We start from the raw sequence: 14,897 nt of genomic DNA on the forward strand, positions 1-14,897 counted from the left end.
CCTTAAGGGACACGCCAGGTCCAATGTCGCCCTACTCCAGCGAATACTCCGGTAGGGTATCAAAGGCCTCGCGCAGTTTTTCGCCCCATCCGCTGGAGATTTCGGCGAAAAAGTCGTCATCGGCTTCGATCCGGCGGCGCAAGCCGTGGCGCAGGCTGTCGGTCTCGTAGAGATGCAGATCAAGGGGCATGCCGACGCTGAGGTTCGCCTTCAGGGTCGAATCAAAACTGACCATCAAGAGCTTCACCGCCTCTTCAAAGCGCATCGCCGGATCATAGGCGCGCACCAGGATCGGTTTGCCGTATTTCGTCTCGCCGATCTGAAAGAAGGGGGTGTCGTCGCTGGCCTCCACGAAATTACCCTCGGGATAGATCAGGAACATCCGCGGCTCGCCGCCGCCGACCTGACCGCCCAGGATCATCGAGGCGCCAAAGGCGCGTTCCGCCTTTTGCCCGCTTTGACCGGCCTGATCCGCGATGACCTCGCGCAGGGTTTCCCCGATCAACTTGGCGACCTGGAACATCGAGGGCGCTTCGACAATCGACAGCACGCCGCGATCTTCCGCCGCCAGCGAACGTTCGTTCAGCAGGCTGACAACGGCCTGAGTCGTGGCCAGATTGCCCGCCGTCATCAGGGTAATCGACCGCTCGCCCGGCACTTCCCACTGAAACATCTTCTTGAACACAGAAATGTTGTCGACACCCGCATTGGTCCGGGTGTCGGACATGAATACCAGACCGCGATCCAGTTTCATCCCCACACAATATGTCATCGCCCGTCGCCCCTTTGCCGCCCCCTATGTAGGGGCCACGTATTAAGGAAACACTACTACTGCTGTGCAACCTGGATGTCGACAGACATTGCTTCGCCCGAGGCGCCATAATGCAGGCCCGAGATCGGGGCGGCTTCGCGGTAGTCGAGCCCGGTGGCGACCCGCACGTAGCGCGGATCGGGCGAATAGCCGTTGGAGACGTCAAACCCGACCCATCCGATGCCGTCCACATGGGCCTCGGCCCAGGCGTGGGAGGCGTCCTGGTGGACCCGGTCGTTCATCATCAGGTAGCCTGAGACATAGCGCGCCGGGTAGCCCATCGCGCGGGCGGCGGCGATGAAGATATGGGCGTGATCCTGGCACACGCCCGCGCCCCCGGTGATCGCGCCTTCGGCGTCGGTGCCGGGCCCCGTGGCGCCGATGGTGTAGGGCACGGCCTCCACGATCCGGGCCGAGAGGGCGTGCAGGCGGGGCAGGTCGTCGGGCATTTCGTCCGCCAAACCATCCAGCAGTCCAAGGACCTTGGGACCCGCCGTGGTCAGCGCGGTGGAGCGTCGGAAATACCACAGCGGCGCATAGCTGCCGTTCTTGCCGACGGTGTGCTTGCCGATGACACCTGCGGTGTCTTCGACCTCCACCTGCCCCTCGCAGAGCACGGTGATTTCGCGCGCGCCCTCATCGAAGGAGACGAGGGCGACATGGTTCTGGTGCTGGTCGCGGAACGTCGTCTCGATCACGCCGCCGGTGACCTGCATGTTCCAGGTCAGGACATTTTGCAGACCGGGCCAGGACAGCGGCGTCAGGCGCAGCTGTTGCAGGCCGTAATGGGCGGGTTCCTCGAACTGGTAGGTCGTCGTATGTGAAATCGTTAACTGCATTAACCTCTACCCCAGGAACCTGTAATCGTGCTCGATCTGGGCGCCGAGCGTGCCGATGTCCGTCAGGAAATCCGTGAGGAATTCGTGCAGCCCGTCCTCGAACACATCGTCGATGGTGCCGTGTTTGAGCCGTGCCAGAACCACGTCCATCTGGTCGTGGCAGGGGTGACGCGCGCCGTAGTTTTCGGCCAGATACTCCAGGTTCGACGCCATTTTCTTGACGGTGAACCGCAGGCTGCGCGGCATCCTTGTATCAAAAATCAGGAAATCCGCGATGCCCTTGGGCGTCACGTTGCCGCCCATCAGCCAGCGATAGGACCGGTGCGAGGCGACGGCGCGCAGGATGGTTTCCCATTGCACGTTATCAAGGTCCGAGCCGACCTGCGTCATCGACGGCAGCAGCACGTAATACTTCACGTCGAGGATCCGCGCGGTGTTGTCGGCGCGCTCGATGAAGGTGCCGAGGCGACAGAAATCGAAGATATCCGTGCGCAGCATGGTGCCGTGCATGGCGCCGCGGACCAGCGCGGAATGCTGGCGGATCGTGGCGAGTGCTGCGGGCAGATGCTTGGGCGACACCGGATGTGCCAGCAGGTCCTTGAGGTTCATGTAGGCGTCGTTGATCGCTTCCCAGACCTCTCGGGTCAGCGCGGTGCGGGTGAGACGCGCGTTCTGGCGCGCCTCGGAGATCGACGACAGGATCGACGAGGGGTTGGCGCGGTCGCGCAGCAGGAAATCGATGGCTTTGGTTTCCTCAACCTCGCCGTAGAGGCTTTCGTAAAGCCCGCGCACCGCCGCCGTTTGCAGCACCGAGCGCCATTCATCATCGGACCCATCGGGCCGCGTCAACGCGATCCGGAAGCCGGTTTCAATAAGACGTGCCGTATTCTCCGACCGTTCCAGGTAGCGGAAGAGCCAGTAGAGACCGCCTGCGGTTTTGCCTAGCATTGCCCTAGTCCTCCAATACCCAAGTGTCTTTGGTGCCGCCGCCCTGGGACGAGTTCACCACAAGGCTGCCTTCCTGCAAGGCGACGCGGGTCAGCCCGCCGGGAGTTATGGTGGTCTTGTTCGGCGCCATCAGCACGAAGGGCCGCAGGTCGACGTGGCGCGGTGCCAGGCCCGCTTCGGTCAGGATCGGGCAGGTGGAAAGCGCGAGGGTGGGCTGCGCGATGTAGTTCGACGGGCGCGCGATCAGTTTGGCGCGGAAATCCTCCAGCTCTTTCTTGGAGGCCGCGGGGCCCACCAACATGCCGTAGCCGCCCGAGCCGTGGACCTCTTTCACCACCAGCTCTGCCAGGTTGTCGAGCACGTATTTCAACGCGTCGGGTTCCGAGCAGCGGTGGGTGGGCACGTTCTGCAGAAGCGCCTTTTCGCCCGTGTAGAACTCAATGATATCAGGCATGTAGCTATAAAGCGCCTTATCATCCGAGATCCCGGTGCCCGGCGCGTTGGCAATGGTGATGCCGCCCGCACGGTAGACATCCATGATGCCGGGCACGCCAAGCATCGAGTCCGGGTTAAAGTTCAGCGGATCCAGGAAATCGTCATCGACACGGCGGTAGAGCACGTCGATGGGTTTGTAGCCCTCCGTCGTGCGCATCGCGATGCGCCCGTCCTTGACCCGCAGGTCGTGGCCTTCCACCAGCTCCACCCCCATCTGATCGGCCAGGAAGGCGTGTTCGAAATAGGCGGAGTTGTGGATGCCCGGCGTTAGCACCGCGACGGTGCAATCGCCGTCGCAGGCCAGCGGCGCGCAGGCCGCCAGCGACCGGCGCAGGTTGGTGGGGTAGTTCTGGACCGGGCGCACCTTGATGCGGCTGAAGAGGTCCGGGAACATCTGCAGCATCGTCTCGCGGTTTTCCAGCATGTAGCTGACGCCCGAGGGCGTGCGGGCGTTGTCTTCGAGCACGAAGAAATCATCCTCGCCGGTGCGCACCAGATCGGTGCCGACGATATGGGTGTAGATGCCGCCGGGGGGGGCCACGCCGATCATCTGGGGCAAAAACGCCTCATTCGCGTCGATCAACTCACGCGGGACGCGGCCGGCGCGCAGGATCTCCTGGCGATGATAGATGTCATAAAGAAACGCGTTGAGCGCGCGCACGCGCTGCTCGATCCCCCGCGTCAGCCGCGTCCATTCGCGGCCCGAGATGATGCGCGGGACCACGTCAAAGGGGATCAAGCGCTCGTCCGCCTCGGTCTGTCCGTAGACATTGAAGGTGATGCCGGTGCGGCGGAAGAAGCCTTCCGCCTCGGCAGATTTCTTGCGCAGATCGTCCAGGTTCTCCCCCTGGAACCACGCGTCATAGGGCGCATAGGGCCCCCGTGCTTGCGGCGTGCCGCCGGTCATTTCGTCGAAAAATCGTGTCTGGTCAGTCATAAGTCCTCCAAGCCCGTGACCCTATCAGATGAGTCCCTGAGCGAAAGGGCCAGCCTTTTTTGCCTTGTTTTCCGAGGTCTGGAGGTACTTTGCCCAAAAAATGGGCGCTATGCAGACGTGTCCATCCAAATGGTGACGGGTCCGTCGTTGACCAGATGAACGTCCATATCAGCGCCAAACTGGCCCGTTTGCGTCGCAATGCCATGGCCGCGCAGAAGCGCAACCGCATGAAGATAAAGCGCTTCGCCTTGGTCCGGGGCGGCGGCGGTGGAGAAACCGGGCCTATTGCCGCGCGAGGTGTCGGCGGCGAGGGTAAACTGGCTGACCACCAGAGCGCTGCCGCCGGTATCGATGAGCGAGCGGTTCATCTTGCCCGCGTCGTCCTTGAAGATCCGCAGTTTGACGATCTTGGAGATCAGGCGCGCGGCCTCGGCCTCCGTGTCGCCGTCCATGGCGCAGAGCAGGATCAACAGGCCGGGGCCAGTCTGGCCGATGGTGGCACCGTTGACGTCCACGCGCGCCTCGGACACGCGTTGGAGTAAGGCCCTCACGTTAATTCGTCACGGCGCGGTGGGTTGGCGCCCGCGCGGGTCACGGTCACCGCCGAGGCCTGGACCCCAAGGGTCATCGCCGCGCGCAGGATATCTTCGGGTAAGCCCTTGGCAATCATCGCTTTATCCAAGGCACCCGCATCTTCCAGCCCGGCCAGAACGCCCGCATTGAACGTGTCGCCCGCGCCCACGGTGTCGACGACTTTCACCGCCTGGGCGGGCACGTGAATCTCGCCACCCTCATAATACCCCGTCACGCCCGACGCCCCTTGGGTGACCAGCACGATCTTGGGGCCCTTGGCGCGCAGGGCCTCGGCCAGGCTAGGCAAAGGATGATCCCCCAACAGCCAGCGCAAATCCTCGTCCGAGGCCTTGATGATGTCCGTATGGGACAGCATCTGGTCAAGGCGCACCCGGAACCGGGCTTCATCGGCGATGAAACCGGGGCGGATGTTGGGGTCAATCATCACCAGACGGCCCAGATCATCGGCGCGCTTGATCAGGGCGGCATAGGCATCGGCGCAGGGTTCGACCGCTAAGGAAATACCGCCGAAGAAACAGGCCTTCGCCGTCTCAGGGATCGCGGGCAGATCATCTTCCGTCAGCATCCGGCCTGCGGTGTTTTCGTCATAGAACGCGTAGCTGGCGTGACCATCGGTGAGGGTCACGAAGGCCAGCGTCGTGGGGCGATCAGTACGGTGGGCCAGCGCAGAGCCCACGCCATTGGCCATCAGGACACCGTCCAGACGCTCGCCAAAAAGGTCCGTGGACAGGCCCGAGAAGAAATCGGTCTGACTGCCAAGCCGCGACAGCGCCACGGCGGTGTTGAAGACCGAGCCGCCGGGGTAGGGGGCAAAAGCGGCCTCGTGGGCGTCGGTCTGACGGGGCAGCATATCGATCAGGGCTTCACCGGCGCATAGGATCATCGGGCGCGTCTCCATCTGGTTGCGCTGCCCGTGTTAGCGGTAACGACGACTACGGGGAAGCCAAAACGCACTCGGACCGCCGCGAGGAAGACCGCTGCGAGGAGGCCCGCCCGACAGGGAGGGCCGAGGAGGGCGGGGAAAAGCGAGCGCGCGTTCAGCGGTCGACCACTTCCAACCCGTAGAACACCGCGCCCGCCACAACCACGGCAGCAATCACCGCCAGCGCGATCTTGCCCCAGCTATAGGGCCGCTCGCCCTGGACCTTGCCGGTCTGGGCGTTGACGACAAAGCGGAAGCTTTTGTCGCGGTATTTATAGGCGGCGATCCAGACCGGCAGCAGGATGTGCTTGAAGGTGACGTCGTCCACATGGGTGTTCATTCGGTCGATCTTCTGGGCATCGCCGCCGATATCACGGCGGATGTCGCGCTGGATCTGCGCATCCATGATCCGCCGCGCCTCGTCCATGCCTTCGTCCAGCTCCACCGTGTAGCCCTCGGCCCGGAAACCCGACAGGAACTCGGGCTTGTATTCGGCCAGCGCCTTCAGATCCCAGGGCGCCAAAGCGTCGGTGTAGCGTTTGGGCAGCGATTTGGAGGCCAGCACCAGGATATCGTCAAAGAACCGCGCCACCCGGCCCGAGGCCGGGGTCCAGCGAATGCGCCGTTCCTGCCGGGGTTTGCCATCGGGGCCTTTTGTGGTCACGTAATAGGCCGTGCCGCGCTGGCCCCGGTAGCTGGTCTTGGTGTCGGCGTCATAGGTCCAGTAGGGCACATAGATCCCGTCGAGCGAGCTTTCCTTGCGGGCGTATTCCTTCAACCCGCCTGGCGCGAACCACAGGCCTTTCAGCCAATCGCTCATCGCGGCCTTGGCCTCACGCTCGGTTAGCTGGAATGGGATCAGGCCCTTGGGTTTGATGTGGCGGTGGGTGCCGGTGTCTGCGACCACGGGGGTGGCGCAGAAGGGGCATTCCTCGGAATGGGTGGCGCCGTCAAACTGGACCTGCGCGCCGCAAGACGGACAGGCAGAAACGCGGGTCTCTTCCATCTCGGCAGCCGCAACCTCGCCGCGCAGGGCGGCCTCGAAATCGTTTTCGACCAGCTCCGCACCGCCGCCCCAGGGGCCATCGCCGACCTCGATCCCTTCCTCGTTGCCGCAATGATCGCAGATCATTTTGCCTTCATTGGGCGCATAGCGCATGTCAGAGCCGCAGTTGGAACAGGGGAAGCGGTGCTCGTCTTCCGGGCGGGCGGTCTCGGGGGTGCTGTCGAAGGTATCGGACATGGGGCAGGGGTCTTTGCGAAGGGAGGGGTTGGCGCGAGTGTCCTGCGAGATGCCCTCGGGATCAAGCAGGGAAATCCGTAGGCGGGGCCCGCGGCTTCAGAGGAAGCGGTGCAGCGCGCGCGGCGCCATGATCCGCAGCGCGTTGTCGCGCAGGTGCAGGTGACGCCAGATGTGGAACGCGGCGTGGACACCGGCGATCAGCGCCAGGGCGTAGAACTGATAGACGTGGATCCAGGACACGATCCCATGGGCTTGCGGCAGATTCAAAGGCGGCGCGATGGGCAGAACGCCACCGGCTTTCAGCAGCACTGCAGAGGTCAGGCCAAGGCCAAAACCCGTGAGCGCCACGGCAAAAAGCCCCCAGATCAGCGTCTTGTGCAGGAGCGGATGAAACCTGCGGGCGGGGCCGGGCAGTTTTGGCCCGGGGCGCGAGGCGAGGCCCGCGCGCAGATGCCCGCCGGTCCAGATCAACGCGAGCGTCACAAAGATCAACCCGTTGATCGAATGCAGCTGAAACCACCCCGGCCCCATGCGGCGCAGGGCGTCGGGATCGGCGAACATGAACCAGATGAAAAACGGCAGGATGCCCCAGTGCAGCGCCTTGAGACGGGTGCGGCGGGAGGGGAGTTTGGGGCGGGGCAGGGTCATGTATCTCGCTTTCAGAACCCTCAAGGTAGCGCGATTGCCGCGTTTGGGCGGTCACATGGGCGTGTGTCACTTGGGCGATTGTCAAATGGGCGTGTGGCGGCCCGCTACCCGCGGAGGTTCAGGGAGACACCGGCGGGCGCGCGCAGGCCGGGGCGGTTGAGCCATTTGGGCGGGCGGGCCAGGGACAGGTCGGGGTGGCGCGCGAACAGCGCGGTGAGGGCGACGTTGGCCTCGATCCGGGCCAATTGCATGCCCAAACATACGTGGGGGCCGAAGCCGAAGCCCAGATGGGCGTTGGGGCGACGATCCGGGCGCAATTCGCCAGGGGCCTCCACGCGGTCGGGGTCATGGTTGGCGGCCAAAAGCAGCGCCGAGACCATGTCGCCCTTTTTGACCGGCGTGCCGAGAATTTCCGTGTCCTGGGCCGCGAACATCGCCTTGGTCATCATCACCGGCGAGAAATAGCGCAGAAACTCTTCTATCAGAAGGTGTCGCGTATCGGGCTGCGCCTTGAAATGCGCCTTCAGGTCAGCGTCCTCGGCCAAGGCGACGATGCCTGCGTTGATCAGATGCACCGTCGTCTCGTGACCCGCCAGAAACAGCAGCAACGTGATCGACAACAACTCCTCATCGCTCAGCCGGGCGCCGTCATCTTCGGCATGGACAAGGGCCGAGATCAGGCCGGGCCCGGGCGGCCTCTGCCGGGCCTGGGCAAACATCTCGCGAAACTCTCGGTGTACCCCGCTGAGCCGCAACACGGCGTAGATGGCGCGCAGCGGATTGCTGACCGCGCTGAGCGGCGCGATGCGCGCGGTCAGGCGGGCGTGGGTGTTTTCGGGGATGCCCAGAAGCGCGCAAATGGCCAGAAACGGCAGCGGACGGGTGTAGTGACGGACGATGTCGACGGGGTCGCGCGAGGGCAGCTTATCCAGCAATTGCCGGGCGCTGGCTTCGATCTTCGGGCGCATATCCTCGATGCTGGTGCGGGCGAAGGCCAGCTCCACCAGTTTGCGCTGGCGCTTGTGGGCCGGGTCATCCGTGACGATCATCGTGTGGAGCATGGGCTTGATCGCGGGGGGCATCCACCAGAACCGTTTCGCCAGGGACTTGCCGGTAATAGGCTCAGGGTCGCGGGGGAACATCTCGGGCGATTTCAGCAGCTTGCGCGCGGCTTCATCGGTTGTCGTGGCCCAGATCGGGCCCACCACGGGCACCTTCACCTTCACTAAAGCCCCCTCTGCCCGCATCCGCGCCAGTTGCGCGGCGGGGTCATCCAGAAAGGCCGTGTCGTTGAGCTTGTAGATCATCGCGTCGCCCATTTTTTTGGCATGTGCGTAGATGCGCGGCCCCTTGCGCGGCAAAGCGCCTTTTACTTGGTCGTCTGCGCCGCTAGGTTCCCACCATAGCACAAACAGGACCCAGCATGCAGCGCCCCGTCATTGGCATCATCGGTAACCACCACCTGATCAACGATCAATATGCAACCCATGCCGGCGGCGTGATGAACTCCGAAGCGGTGGCCGAGGTCTCCAACGGGTTGCCGCTGATCGTGCCATCGGACCCCAGCGTTGTCGACCTGGAAGCCCTGCTGGAGACCTGCGCAGGCTTCGTGTTCACCGGCGGGCGGCCCAACGTCCACCCCGAAGAATACGGCGAGGATTATACCGAGGCCCATGGCACCATGGACCGCAACCGCGACGCGCTGACCCTGCCGCTGATCCGCGCCTGCGTGGAGCGCGGGCAGCCGTTCCTGGGCCTGTGCCGGGGGTTTCAAGAGGTTAACGTGGCGATGGGCGGCTCGCTTTATCCAGAGATCCGCGATTTGCCGGGCCGGATGAACCACCGTATGCCCCCCGACGGCACGATTGAGGAAAAGTTCGAGCTGCGCCACGCCGTCACCTTCACCGAGGGCGGGCCGTTCCACCGCCTGATGGGCGCGCAGGAGGTGATGACCAACACGCTCCATGGCCAGGGCATCAAGAAGGCGGGGGCGCGGGTGATCATCGACGGCCATGCGCCCGATGGTACGCCCGAGGCCATTTATATTGCCGACGCGCCGGGCTTCACGCTGTCGGTGCAGTGGCATCCTGAATACCGCGCGGCGGAAGACCCGGTGTCGCGCCCGCTTTTCGCGGCCTTCGGAGAGGCCGCGAGCGCCTGGGCCGCGGGCAAGCGCCCGGTGTCTGTGGGCGAGGTCGCCTGAGGGGTCTTTGACGCCCCCAAACCTTCTCAAATGCAAATTCTTGTTGCCTGCGCGCAGGCGGCTCGGGCATTGTTGGGCCCATGGGATAGCGTCCCATGGGCAATGATTGTTGACGTATTGGGGCCGTGCCCACCCCGTTTTTTATGATGCAAGCCTTTGTGCTCAATTGAAAAAACCGAAGAGGTCCCTGCCATGATTTCCAACGCTTTGAAGTCTTCCGTTGCTGCTTTCGTCCTCCTCTCCAGCCCCGCATTCGCGGATTGGAGCGCGAATTTGATCTCGCTGGGTGCGACCGGCGCGGGGGTGTCGGGGCAGGTGGAATGCGCCCCGAACGGGTCCTTTGCGACCGTCTGGGGGACGGGAACCTATACCTCGGACAGCTCGATCTGCACCGCGGCTGTGCACTACGGCTGGATCGCCCACGCCGAGGGCGGCGTGGTCAGCTTCCGCCAGGTGCCGGGGATGGCCTCCTACGCGGGCTCGACCCAGAACGGCGTGACCTCCTCGGATTACGGCAGCTGGGATTCCAGCTTTCAGATCACCGGCGCCTCGCCGTTGGCGGGCGGCGTGACGCCGATCAACTGGGGTGACAACGCTGACAGCCTGGGCGTCGCCGGATCGCTTGGCACCTATTTCACCTACGCCTGCCCGGCGGACAGCGTCGGGGGCGGGTCAGTCTGGGGTACGGATGTCTACACATCTGACAGCGTGATCTGCGCCGCAGCGGCGCACCGGGGCCATATCTCGGCGGCGACGGGCGGGATCGTGACGATCATGATCCTGGGCGGCCAGCCCTCGTTCACCGGGTCGAACCGCAATGGTATCGTGTCCTCGGATTACCCGGAATGGCCGCGCAGCTACGTGTTCCAATAGGGCCGTCAGGCGCCTGCTCAGGTCTGGCGGGCGCCGCGTAACTCTTTGATATGCAGGCGAATGCTTTGCCAGCGCTCGGCCTCTTGTCGGGCGCCGATCTCGCGGGCTTCCTTGGCCTTGCGCGCGGCCTCAAACTCGGCGCGGTCGCCGTGTGCGGTGTAGAGCGCGTGGGCATATTCAGTGATGGAACTGGTTTGCATGGGCTGATCCTCCGATTGGTTTCGGGTCGTGAGCTTGCTAGGGCAAGTGTACCATAAACGGCGGGGTCTGACGAGCGCCGCAATATGGGGAGACTCCCCCAGTGTGGGGCGCGGGACGCGGGGTTAGCGTCCTGACATGCCGCATTTGCGCGGCGCGTGACCCCTCCGTCCACCGATCCGGCTGGACATCTTTTATGAGAAAGCCTGTTCCATGTTCAAAGCCCTTGCCCTATCCGCTGCCACCCTTCTGAGCCTTGCCGCATTCCCGGCCACGACCCACGCCGGTCCCGGTCAAAGCACCGAGGCCACGCAACCCGCCCGGACCTTCGCCCAGGGCTTCACCCGGATTTCCTGGGCCACCACGCTGGACCATTTGTTCAACGGCCAGGGCGGCGGGATGTGGGGCATGGTCGTGTGCCCGCCGGGATCTGCGCGCGGCGCGCCGATTTGGGGCAGCGGTGTTTACACCTCCGACAGCCCGATCTGCGTGGCGGCGGTCCATGCCGGGCTGATCACCCCAAGTGCCGGCGGAAACGTCGTGATTACCATCGCGCCGGGCCAGCCATCTTACGCCAGCAGCACGCGAAACGGCGTCACGTCCTATGGCTATGGCTCCTGGCACCGGAGCTACACGCTGCACTGAGCCGTTTCAGCCGTACTCCGCCAACATCGCGTTCAGATCGTCGAGGGTATTGGCCTCGTCCAGCGGCTTGTCCTTGCGCCAGCGCGCCATGCGCGGGAAGCGCAGGGCGACGCCTGATTTGTGGCGGGGGGAGGCCTGGATGCCCTCGAATGCGATCTCGAACACATGGTGCGGGGTCACGGCGCGGACGGGGCCGAAGCGGTCGGTGGTGTTCTTGCGCACCCAGGCCGTGATCTCGCGGAATTCCTTGTCGGTCAGGCCGGAGTAGGCCTTGGTGAAGGGCACCAGATCGGGCCCGTTCCAGACCGCGAAGGTGAAATCGGTGTAGAGCGTCGCGCGCCTGCCCGAGCCTGCCTGGGCGTAGATCATCACCGCGTCGATGGTCAGCGGGTCGACCTTCCATTTCCACCAATCGCCCTTCTTGCGGCCCGCCAGATAGGGCGCGGACAGGCGCTTGAGCATCAACCCCTCCGCCCCGATCTCGCGGCTGATCGCGCGAGCGGCGCGCAGCTCGTCCCAGGTTTTGGCGGGTACGGCGGGGGAGATCCGCAGCGGCGCCTCGGGTGGAAGGGCTGCGACCGCCTCTTCCAGGATCGCGCGGCGATCGACCAGGGGCGTCTGGCGCAGATCCGCGCCCTGCCATTCCAGCAGGTCGTAGGCCATGACGATGCAGGGGGCGTCCGTCAGCAGCTTTTTCGGCACCGTCTTGCGCCCGATCCGGGGCTGCAGCTTGTTGAACGACATCGGCGCCTCGCGCGTGCGGTCATAGGCCAGCACTTCGCCGTCAATCACCGTGCCCGAGGGCATGAAATCGAGCAGCTGCGCGAATTCCGGGAAGCGGTCGGTCATCAGCTCTTCCCCGCGCGACCACAGGTAGCGCTCGCCCCCGCGCAGGATCAGCTGGCCGCGGATCCCGTCCCATTTGCGCTCGGCCAGCCAGTCGGCGACATCGCCCTGATCCTCGGGCTCCCCCTCCAGTTGATAGGCGAGGTAGAACGGGTAGGGGCGGCTGAGGTCCGCCGTCGGGTCCGGCGCCTCGATCAGGCTTTCCCACGAAACGCTGTCGGGCGACCAATCGCCCATCAGGCGGTGCGTCAGCTCGGCCTCTTCGATGCCCGTGGCCTGGGCCAGCGCCCGCGTCATCAGCTTCTGGCTAACGCCCATGCGCCAGCCGCCGGTGATCAACTTGTTGAAAACGAAGCGTTCTATCGGCGGCAGGCCATCCCAGGCCGCAAGAATGGCGGCCTTGCGGGTGTCCTCTTCCGCGTTGTCGAGCCCGCGAAGCGTGGCGATCCAGCCGCTGAGGGATTTTTCGATGCGCGTCTGGGGTTCCGGCAGGACCAGCGCGATGGTCTCGGACAAATCGCCCACGACCGGGTAACAGGCCTCGAACAGCCACAGCGGAATGCCCGCGCGCTCCGCCGCCCATTCTCGCAGCTTGGTGGTGGTGATCATCCGGCGCGGACGGCGGCCTGACAGGAGCGCGATGGTCCACAGGCGGTCATCCTCGGGCGCGGTGCGGAAATACTCGGCCAGCGCGGCGGTCTTGACGCTGGTCTTGGTGGTCTGGTCCAGCGTGGTGAAAAGGGCGGCAAAGGCCTTCATGTGTGTGCCTTGAGGAAGCTGCCAAGCGCGTTACAGGCCTGGGTTGCCGCAGGCGCGACGCCCGCTTTCAGGTGCCAGACATGTTGCAGACCGGGCCAGAGATCGAGGCTCGCGTCATCCATCCGCGCCGCCAGCGCGGCGGCATCCTGGGCCAGAACCTCCCCTTCCGCCGCCTGCAGCAAGGTTGGCGGCAGGCCCGTGAGGTCGCCGTTGAGCGGGCTGACCGAGGGATCGCTGGCGTCCACCCCGGGCAAATACGCCCTCTCTATCCGCTTGGCCCAGGCGGCGGGGATCAAACGCTCAGATGGGGCGGCGGAAAAGCGCGCCTCCAGACTGTCGCTGAGATCGGCGATGGGCGCGATCAGCGTCGCCGCTTTGGGCAGCGGCAGCCCGGCGTCGCGGGCGCGCTGCAGGGTCAGCACGGCAAGGTTGCCGCCCGCGCTGTCGCCGCCGATGGCGATGGGCGCATCGCCGCTTTGCACCAGCTGTTGATAGGCGGCGAAGACCGCGTCCGAGGCGGCGGGGCAGGGGTGCTCGGGCGCCAGCGGGTATCGGACGAGGTAGGCGCGCAAGCCAGCCGCCGCCGCGATATGGGCCACCATTGCGCGGTGGGTGCCGGGGCTGCCGATGGTGAAGCCGCCGCCGTGGATGTAGAAGAAAAACCCTTTGCCCTCCGTGCCTTGGGGGGTGAGGATCTGGGATCCGCCAGGCAGGATTTCCACTGTCGTTCCCTTGGGCATGCGGCAGGTCAGCGGGGCGGTCAGGGCGAAGATCCGGCGCGCCAGCGGCTGGGAGGCGACGAGCCACAAAAGGCTCCGCTCGACGGATTTTGCGTAGAGGGCGAAGAGCCGGTCGATCGGGGTCAGGACGCTCATGCGGTCTCTTCCACCTCATCGAGGTCTTCGCCGCCGAACTCCGTCTCGACGATGCCGGCGTCATAGCCTTGTTCCGACAGCCATTTGGAGAATTGGGCCGTGTAGCCGTGGGTGACGAAAACGCGGCTGGCCCCCGTGGCGGCGATGGCGGCGTTCAGGCCCTTCCAGTCGGCGTGATCGCTGACCACGAAACCACGATCCGCCGCGCGCCTGCGCCGCACACCGCGCAGGCGCATCCAGCCCGAGGCGAAACCGGTGGAGGTCGCGCCAAACCGCTTCATCCAGGCCGAGCCAAGGGCAGAGGGGGGCGCAAGGACGATGGCATTGGGGTGGCTTTTGGCGTCGACACCGTCGATCACGGGCACGGTCTCGGGCAGGGAAAGGCCCTGGGCGCGCAGCACGGCGTTTGTCCCCTCCACCGCGCCGTGGGTCAGGATGGGGCCAAGGGACGGGTCCAGCAGGCGCATGATTCGTTGTGCTTTTCCAAGGGCATAGACGCCCAGAACGGCGCGCTTGCCCTCGGTCACGCAGGCGGCCCACCAGGCGTTGAGGTCACGCGCCAGCGCCCCTTGAGAGGGCCAATCATAGATCGGCAGGCCGAAGGTGGATTCGGTGATGAAGGTGTCACAGCGCACCGGCTCGAACGGCTCGGACAGGCCATCGTCGATGGTCTTATAATCCCCCGAGGCGACCCAGACCTCTCCGCCGACCTCGACGCGGATCTGGGCGGAGCCGGGCACATGTCCGGCGGGGTGAAAGCTGATCTTCGCATCGCCGATCTGGTGAGTGACGCCGTAGCCTGTCGTTTCCATCCGGATATCGCCCAGGCGGTGGCGCATGACCGGGGCGGAGCCCTCGGTGGCCAGATAGGCGCCATGGCCGGGGCGGGCGTGGTCCGAGTGGCCATGGGTGATCAACGCCCGCGGCACGGGGCGCCACGGATCGATATAGGCATCGGCGGCGGGGCAATAGATGCCCCTTTCGGTGAATTCCAGAACCATGCCCGAACCATAGCCCGAGCCGTGCCGTCCGGCGAGGGCAGGGCGGCGTTATTTCGCGTC

The 14,897-nt window shown here is 64.9% G+C and carries 16 protein-coding genes; 3 read left to right on the plus strand and 13 right to left on the minus strand.

The genetic code is table 11. The annotated features are described in order from the left end of the window. Window positions 1–31 precede the first annotated feature (31 nt). The 9 genes from AC6I9R_RS10065 to AC6I9R_RS10105 form a co-directional block, all read right to left on the minus strand. Window positions 32–772, minus strand: coding sequence for a proteasome-type protease (locus tag AC6I9R_RS10065; protein ID WP_461425437.1), 741 nt, complete (start codon window positions 770–772; stop codon window positions 32–34). A 56-nt stretch (window positions 773–828) separates the two neighbouring features. Beyond that, entirely contained in the window at window positions 829–1,650 is an 822-nt protein-coding gene (locus AC6I9R_RS10070; RefSeq protein WP_461425438.1) for a transglutaminase family protein, read from the minus strand. A 6-nt stretch (window positions 1,651–1,656) separates the two neighbouring features. Continuing rightward, complete coding sequence (locus tag AC6I9R_RS10075; protein ID WP_461425439.1) at window positions 1,657–2,598, minus strand: alpha-E domain-containing protein; 942 nt, start codon at window positions 2,596–2,598, stop codon at window positions 1,657–1,659. 4 nt (window positions 2,599–2,602) lie between these two features. Next, on the minus strand, window positions 2,603–4,030 hold the full coding sequence (locus AC6I9R_RS10080; RefSeq protein ID WP_461425440.1) for a circularly permuted type 2 ATP-grasp protein: 1,428 nt from the start codon (window positions 4,028–4,030) through the stop codon (window positions 2,603–2,605). 107 nt (window positions 4,031–4,137) lie between these two features. After that, entirely contained in the window at window positions 4,138–4,581 is a 444-nt protein-coding gene (gene dtd / locus AC6I9R_RS10085) for a D-aminoacyl-tRNA deacylase (protein WP_461425441.1), read from the minus strand. Next, window positions 4,578–5,507: a carbohydrate kinase family protein gene (locus AC6I9R_RS10090; protein WP_461425442.1), complete on the minus strand. Its 930-nt coding sequence runs from the start codon at window positions 5,505–5,507 to the stop codon at window positions 4,578–4,580. The genes dtd and AC6I9R_RS10090 overlap by 4 nt, the downstream gene beginning before the upstream one ends. 154 nt (window positions 5,508–5,661) lie before the next feature. Further along, complete coding sequence (locus AC6I9R_RS10095) at window positions 5,662–6,789, minus strand: TFIIB-type zinc finger domain-containing protein (protein WP_461425443.1); 1,128 nt, start codon at window positions 6,787–6,789, stop codon at window positions 5,662–5,664. A 96-nt stretch (window positions 6,790–6,885) separates the two neighbouring features. Continuing rightward, window positions 6,886–7,437, minus strand: a complete 552-nt coding sequence (locus AC6I9R_RS10100; RefSeq protein ID WP_461425444.1) for a cytochrome B — start codon at window positions 7,435–7,437, stop codon at window positions 6,886–6,888. A 104-nt stretch (window positions 7,438–7,541) separates the two neighbouring features. Then, window positions 7,542–8,756, minus strand: coding sequence for a cytochrome P450 (locus AC6I9R_RS10105; RefSeq protein WP_461425445.1), 1,215 nt, complete (start codon window positions 8,754–8,756; stop codon window positions 7,542–7,544). Between the two features lie 104 nt (window positions 8,757–8,860). On the opposite strand from AC6I9R_RS10105, the gene AC6I9R_RS10110 reads away from it, so the two are divergent. Together AC6I9R_RS10110 and AC6I9R_RS10115 are read left to right on the plus strand one after the other, a co-directional pair. Next, window positions 8,861–9,640, plus strand: coding sequence for a gamma-glutamyl-gamma-aminobutyrate hydrolase family protein (locus AC6I9R_RS10110; protein ID WP_461425446.1), 780 nt, complete (start codon window positions 8,861–8,863; stop codon window positions 9,638–9,640). Between the two features lie 192 nt (window positions 9,641–9,832). Next, window positions 9,833–10,513 carry an LCCL domain-containing protein gene (locus AC6I9R_RS10115; RefSeq protein WP_461425447.1) on the plus strand — a complete coding sequence of 227 codons (681 nt, stop codon included), beginning with the start codon at window positions 9,833–9,835 and terminating at the stop codon, window positions 10,511–10,513. A gap of 17 nt (window positions 10,514–10,530) precedes the next feature. Here the strand turns inward: AC6I9R_RS10115 and AC6I9R_RS10120 are convergent, their stop codons facing one another. Further along, on the minus strand, window positions 10,531–10,713 hold the full coding sequence (locus tag AC6I9R_RS10120; protein WP_461425448.1) for a hypothetical protein: 183 nt from the start codon (window positions 10,711–10,713) through the stop codon (window positions 10,531–10,533). 211 nt (window positions 10,714–10,924) lie between these two features. Here AC6I9R_RS10120 and AC6I9R_RS10125 point away from each other — a divergent pair, with 211 nt between their 5' ends. After that, window positions 10,925–11,356, plus strand: coding sequence for an LCCL domain-containing protein (locus AC6I9R_RS10125; protein WP_461425449.1), 432 nt, complete (start codon window positions 10,925–10,927; stop codon window positions 11,354–11,356). 6 nt (window positions 11,357–11,362) lie between these two features. On the opposite strand, the gene AC6I9R_RS10130 is transcribed toward AC6I9R_RS10125, so the two are convergent. Genes AC6I9R_RS10130 through AC6I9R_RS10140 form a run of 3 tightly spaced genes read right to left on the minus strand, consistent with a single transcriptional unit; the run spans window position 11,363 to window position 14,837 of the window. Beyond that, window positions 11,363–12,961, minus strand: coding sequence for an ATP-dependent DNA ligase (locus AC6I9R_RS10130; protein WP_461425450.1), 1,599 nt, complete (start codon window positions 12,959–12,961; stop codon window positions 11,363–11,365). Next, window positions 12,958–13,836, minus strand: a complete 879-nt coding sequence (locus tag AC6I9R_RS10135; RefSeq protein ID WP_461425451.1) for an alpha/beta hydrolase — start codon at window positions 13,834–13,836, stop codon at window positions 12,958–12,960. Before AC6I9R_RS10135 ends, AC6I9R_RS10130 begins: the two co-directional genes overlap by 4 nt. Beyond that, a complete protein-coding gene (locus tag AC6I9R_RS10140; protein ID WP_461425452.1) occupies window positions 13,833–14,837 on the minus strand; it encodes a ligase-associated DNA damage response exonuclease in 1,005 nt (334 codons plus the stop codon). The genes AC6I9R_RS10135 and AC6I9R_RS10140 overlap by 4 nt, the downstream gene beginning before the upstream one ends. Window positions 14,838–14,897 lie beyond the last annotated feature (60 nt).

Source organism: Gymnodinialimonas sp. (genome assembly GCF_059726805.1).

Bases quoted from the DNA above. Each gene is read 5' to 3' on its own strand.
- AC6I9R_RS10065 (WP_461425437.1), bottom strand. From the start codon at position 772: ATGACATATTGTGTGGGGATGAAACTGGATCGCGGTCTGGTATTCATG.
- AC6I9R_RS10070 (WP_461425438.1), bottom strand. From the start codon at position 1,650: ATGCAGTTAACGATTTCACATACGACGACCTACCAGTTCGAGGAACCC.
- AC6I9R_RS10075 (WP_461425439.1), bottom strand. From the start codon at position 2,598: ATGCTAGGCAAAACCGCAGGCGGTCTCTACTGGCTCTTCCGCTACCTG.
- AC6I9R_RS10080 (WP_461425440.1), bottom strand. From the start codon at position 4,030: ATGACTGACCAGACACGATTTTTCGACGAAATGACCGGCGGCACGCCG.
- AC6I9R_RS10090 (WP_461425442.1), bottom strand. From the start codon at position 5,507: ATGATCCTATGCGCCGGTGAAGCCCTGATCGATATGCTGCCCCGTCAG.
- AC6I9R_RS10095 (WP_461425443.1), bottom strand. From the start codon at position 6,789: ATGTCCGATACCTTCGACAGCACCCCCGAGACCGCCCGCCCGGAAGAC.
- AC6I9R_RS10100 (WP_461425444.1), bottom strand. From the start codon at position 7,437: ATGACCCTGCCCCGCCCCAAACTCCCCTCCCGCCGCACCCGTCTCAAG.
- AC6I9R_RS10105 (WP_461425445.1), bottom strand. From the start codon at position 8,756: ATGGGCGACGCGATGATCTACAAGCTCAACGACACGGCCTTTCTGGAT.
- AC6I9R_RS10110 (WP_461425446.1), top strand. From the start codon at position 8,861: ATGCAGCGCCCCGTCATTGGCATCATCGGTAACCACCACCTGATCAAC.
- AC6I9R_RS10115 (WP_461425447.1), top strand. From the start codon at position 9,833: ATGATTTCCAACGCTTTGAAGTCTTCCGTTGCTGCTTTCGTCCTCCTC.
- AC6I9R_RS10120 (WP_461425448.1), bottom strand. From the start codon at position 10,713: ATGCAAACCAGTTCCATCACTGAATATGCCCACGCGCTCTACACCGCA.
- AC6I9R_RS10125 (WP_461425449.1), top strand. From the start codon at position 10,925: ATGTTCAAAGCCCTTGCCCTATCCGCTGCCACCCTTCTGAGCCTTGCC.
- AC6I9R_RS10130 (WP_461425450.1), bottom strand. From the start codon at position 12,961: ATGAAGGCCTTTGCCGCCCTTTTCACCACGCTGGACCAGACCACCAAG.
- AC6I9R_RS10135 (WP_461425451.1), bottom strand. From the start codon at position 13,836: ATGAGCGTCCTGACCCCGATCGACCGGCTCTTCGCCCTCTACGCAAAA.
- AC6I9R_RS10140 (WP_461425452.1), bottom strand. From the start codon at position 14,837: ATGGTTCTGGAATTCACCGAAAGGGGCATCTATTGCCCCGCCGCCGAT.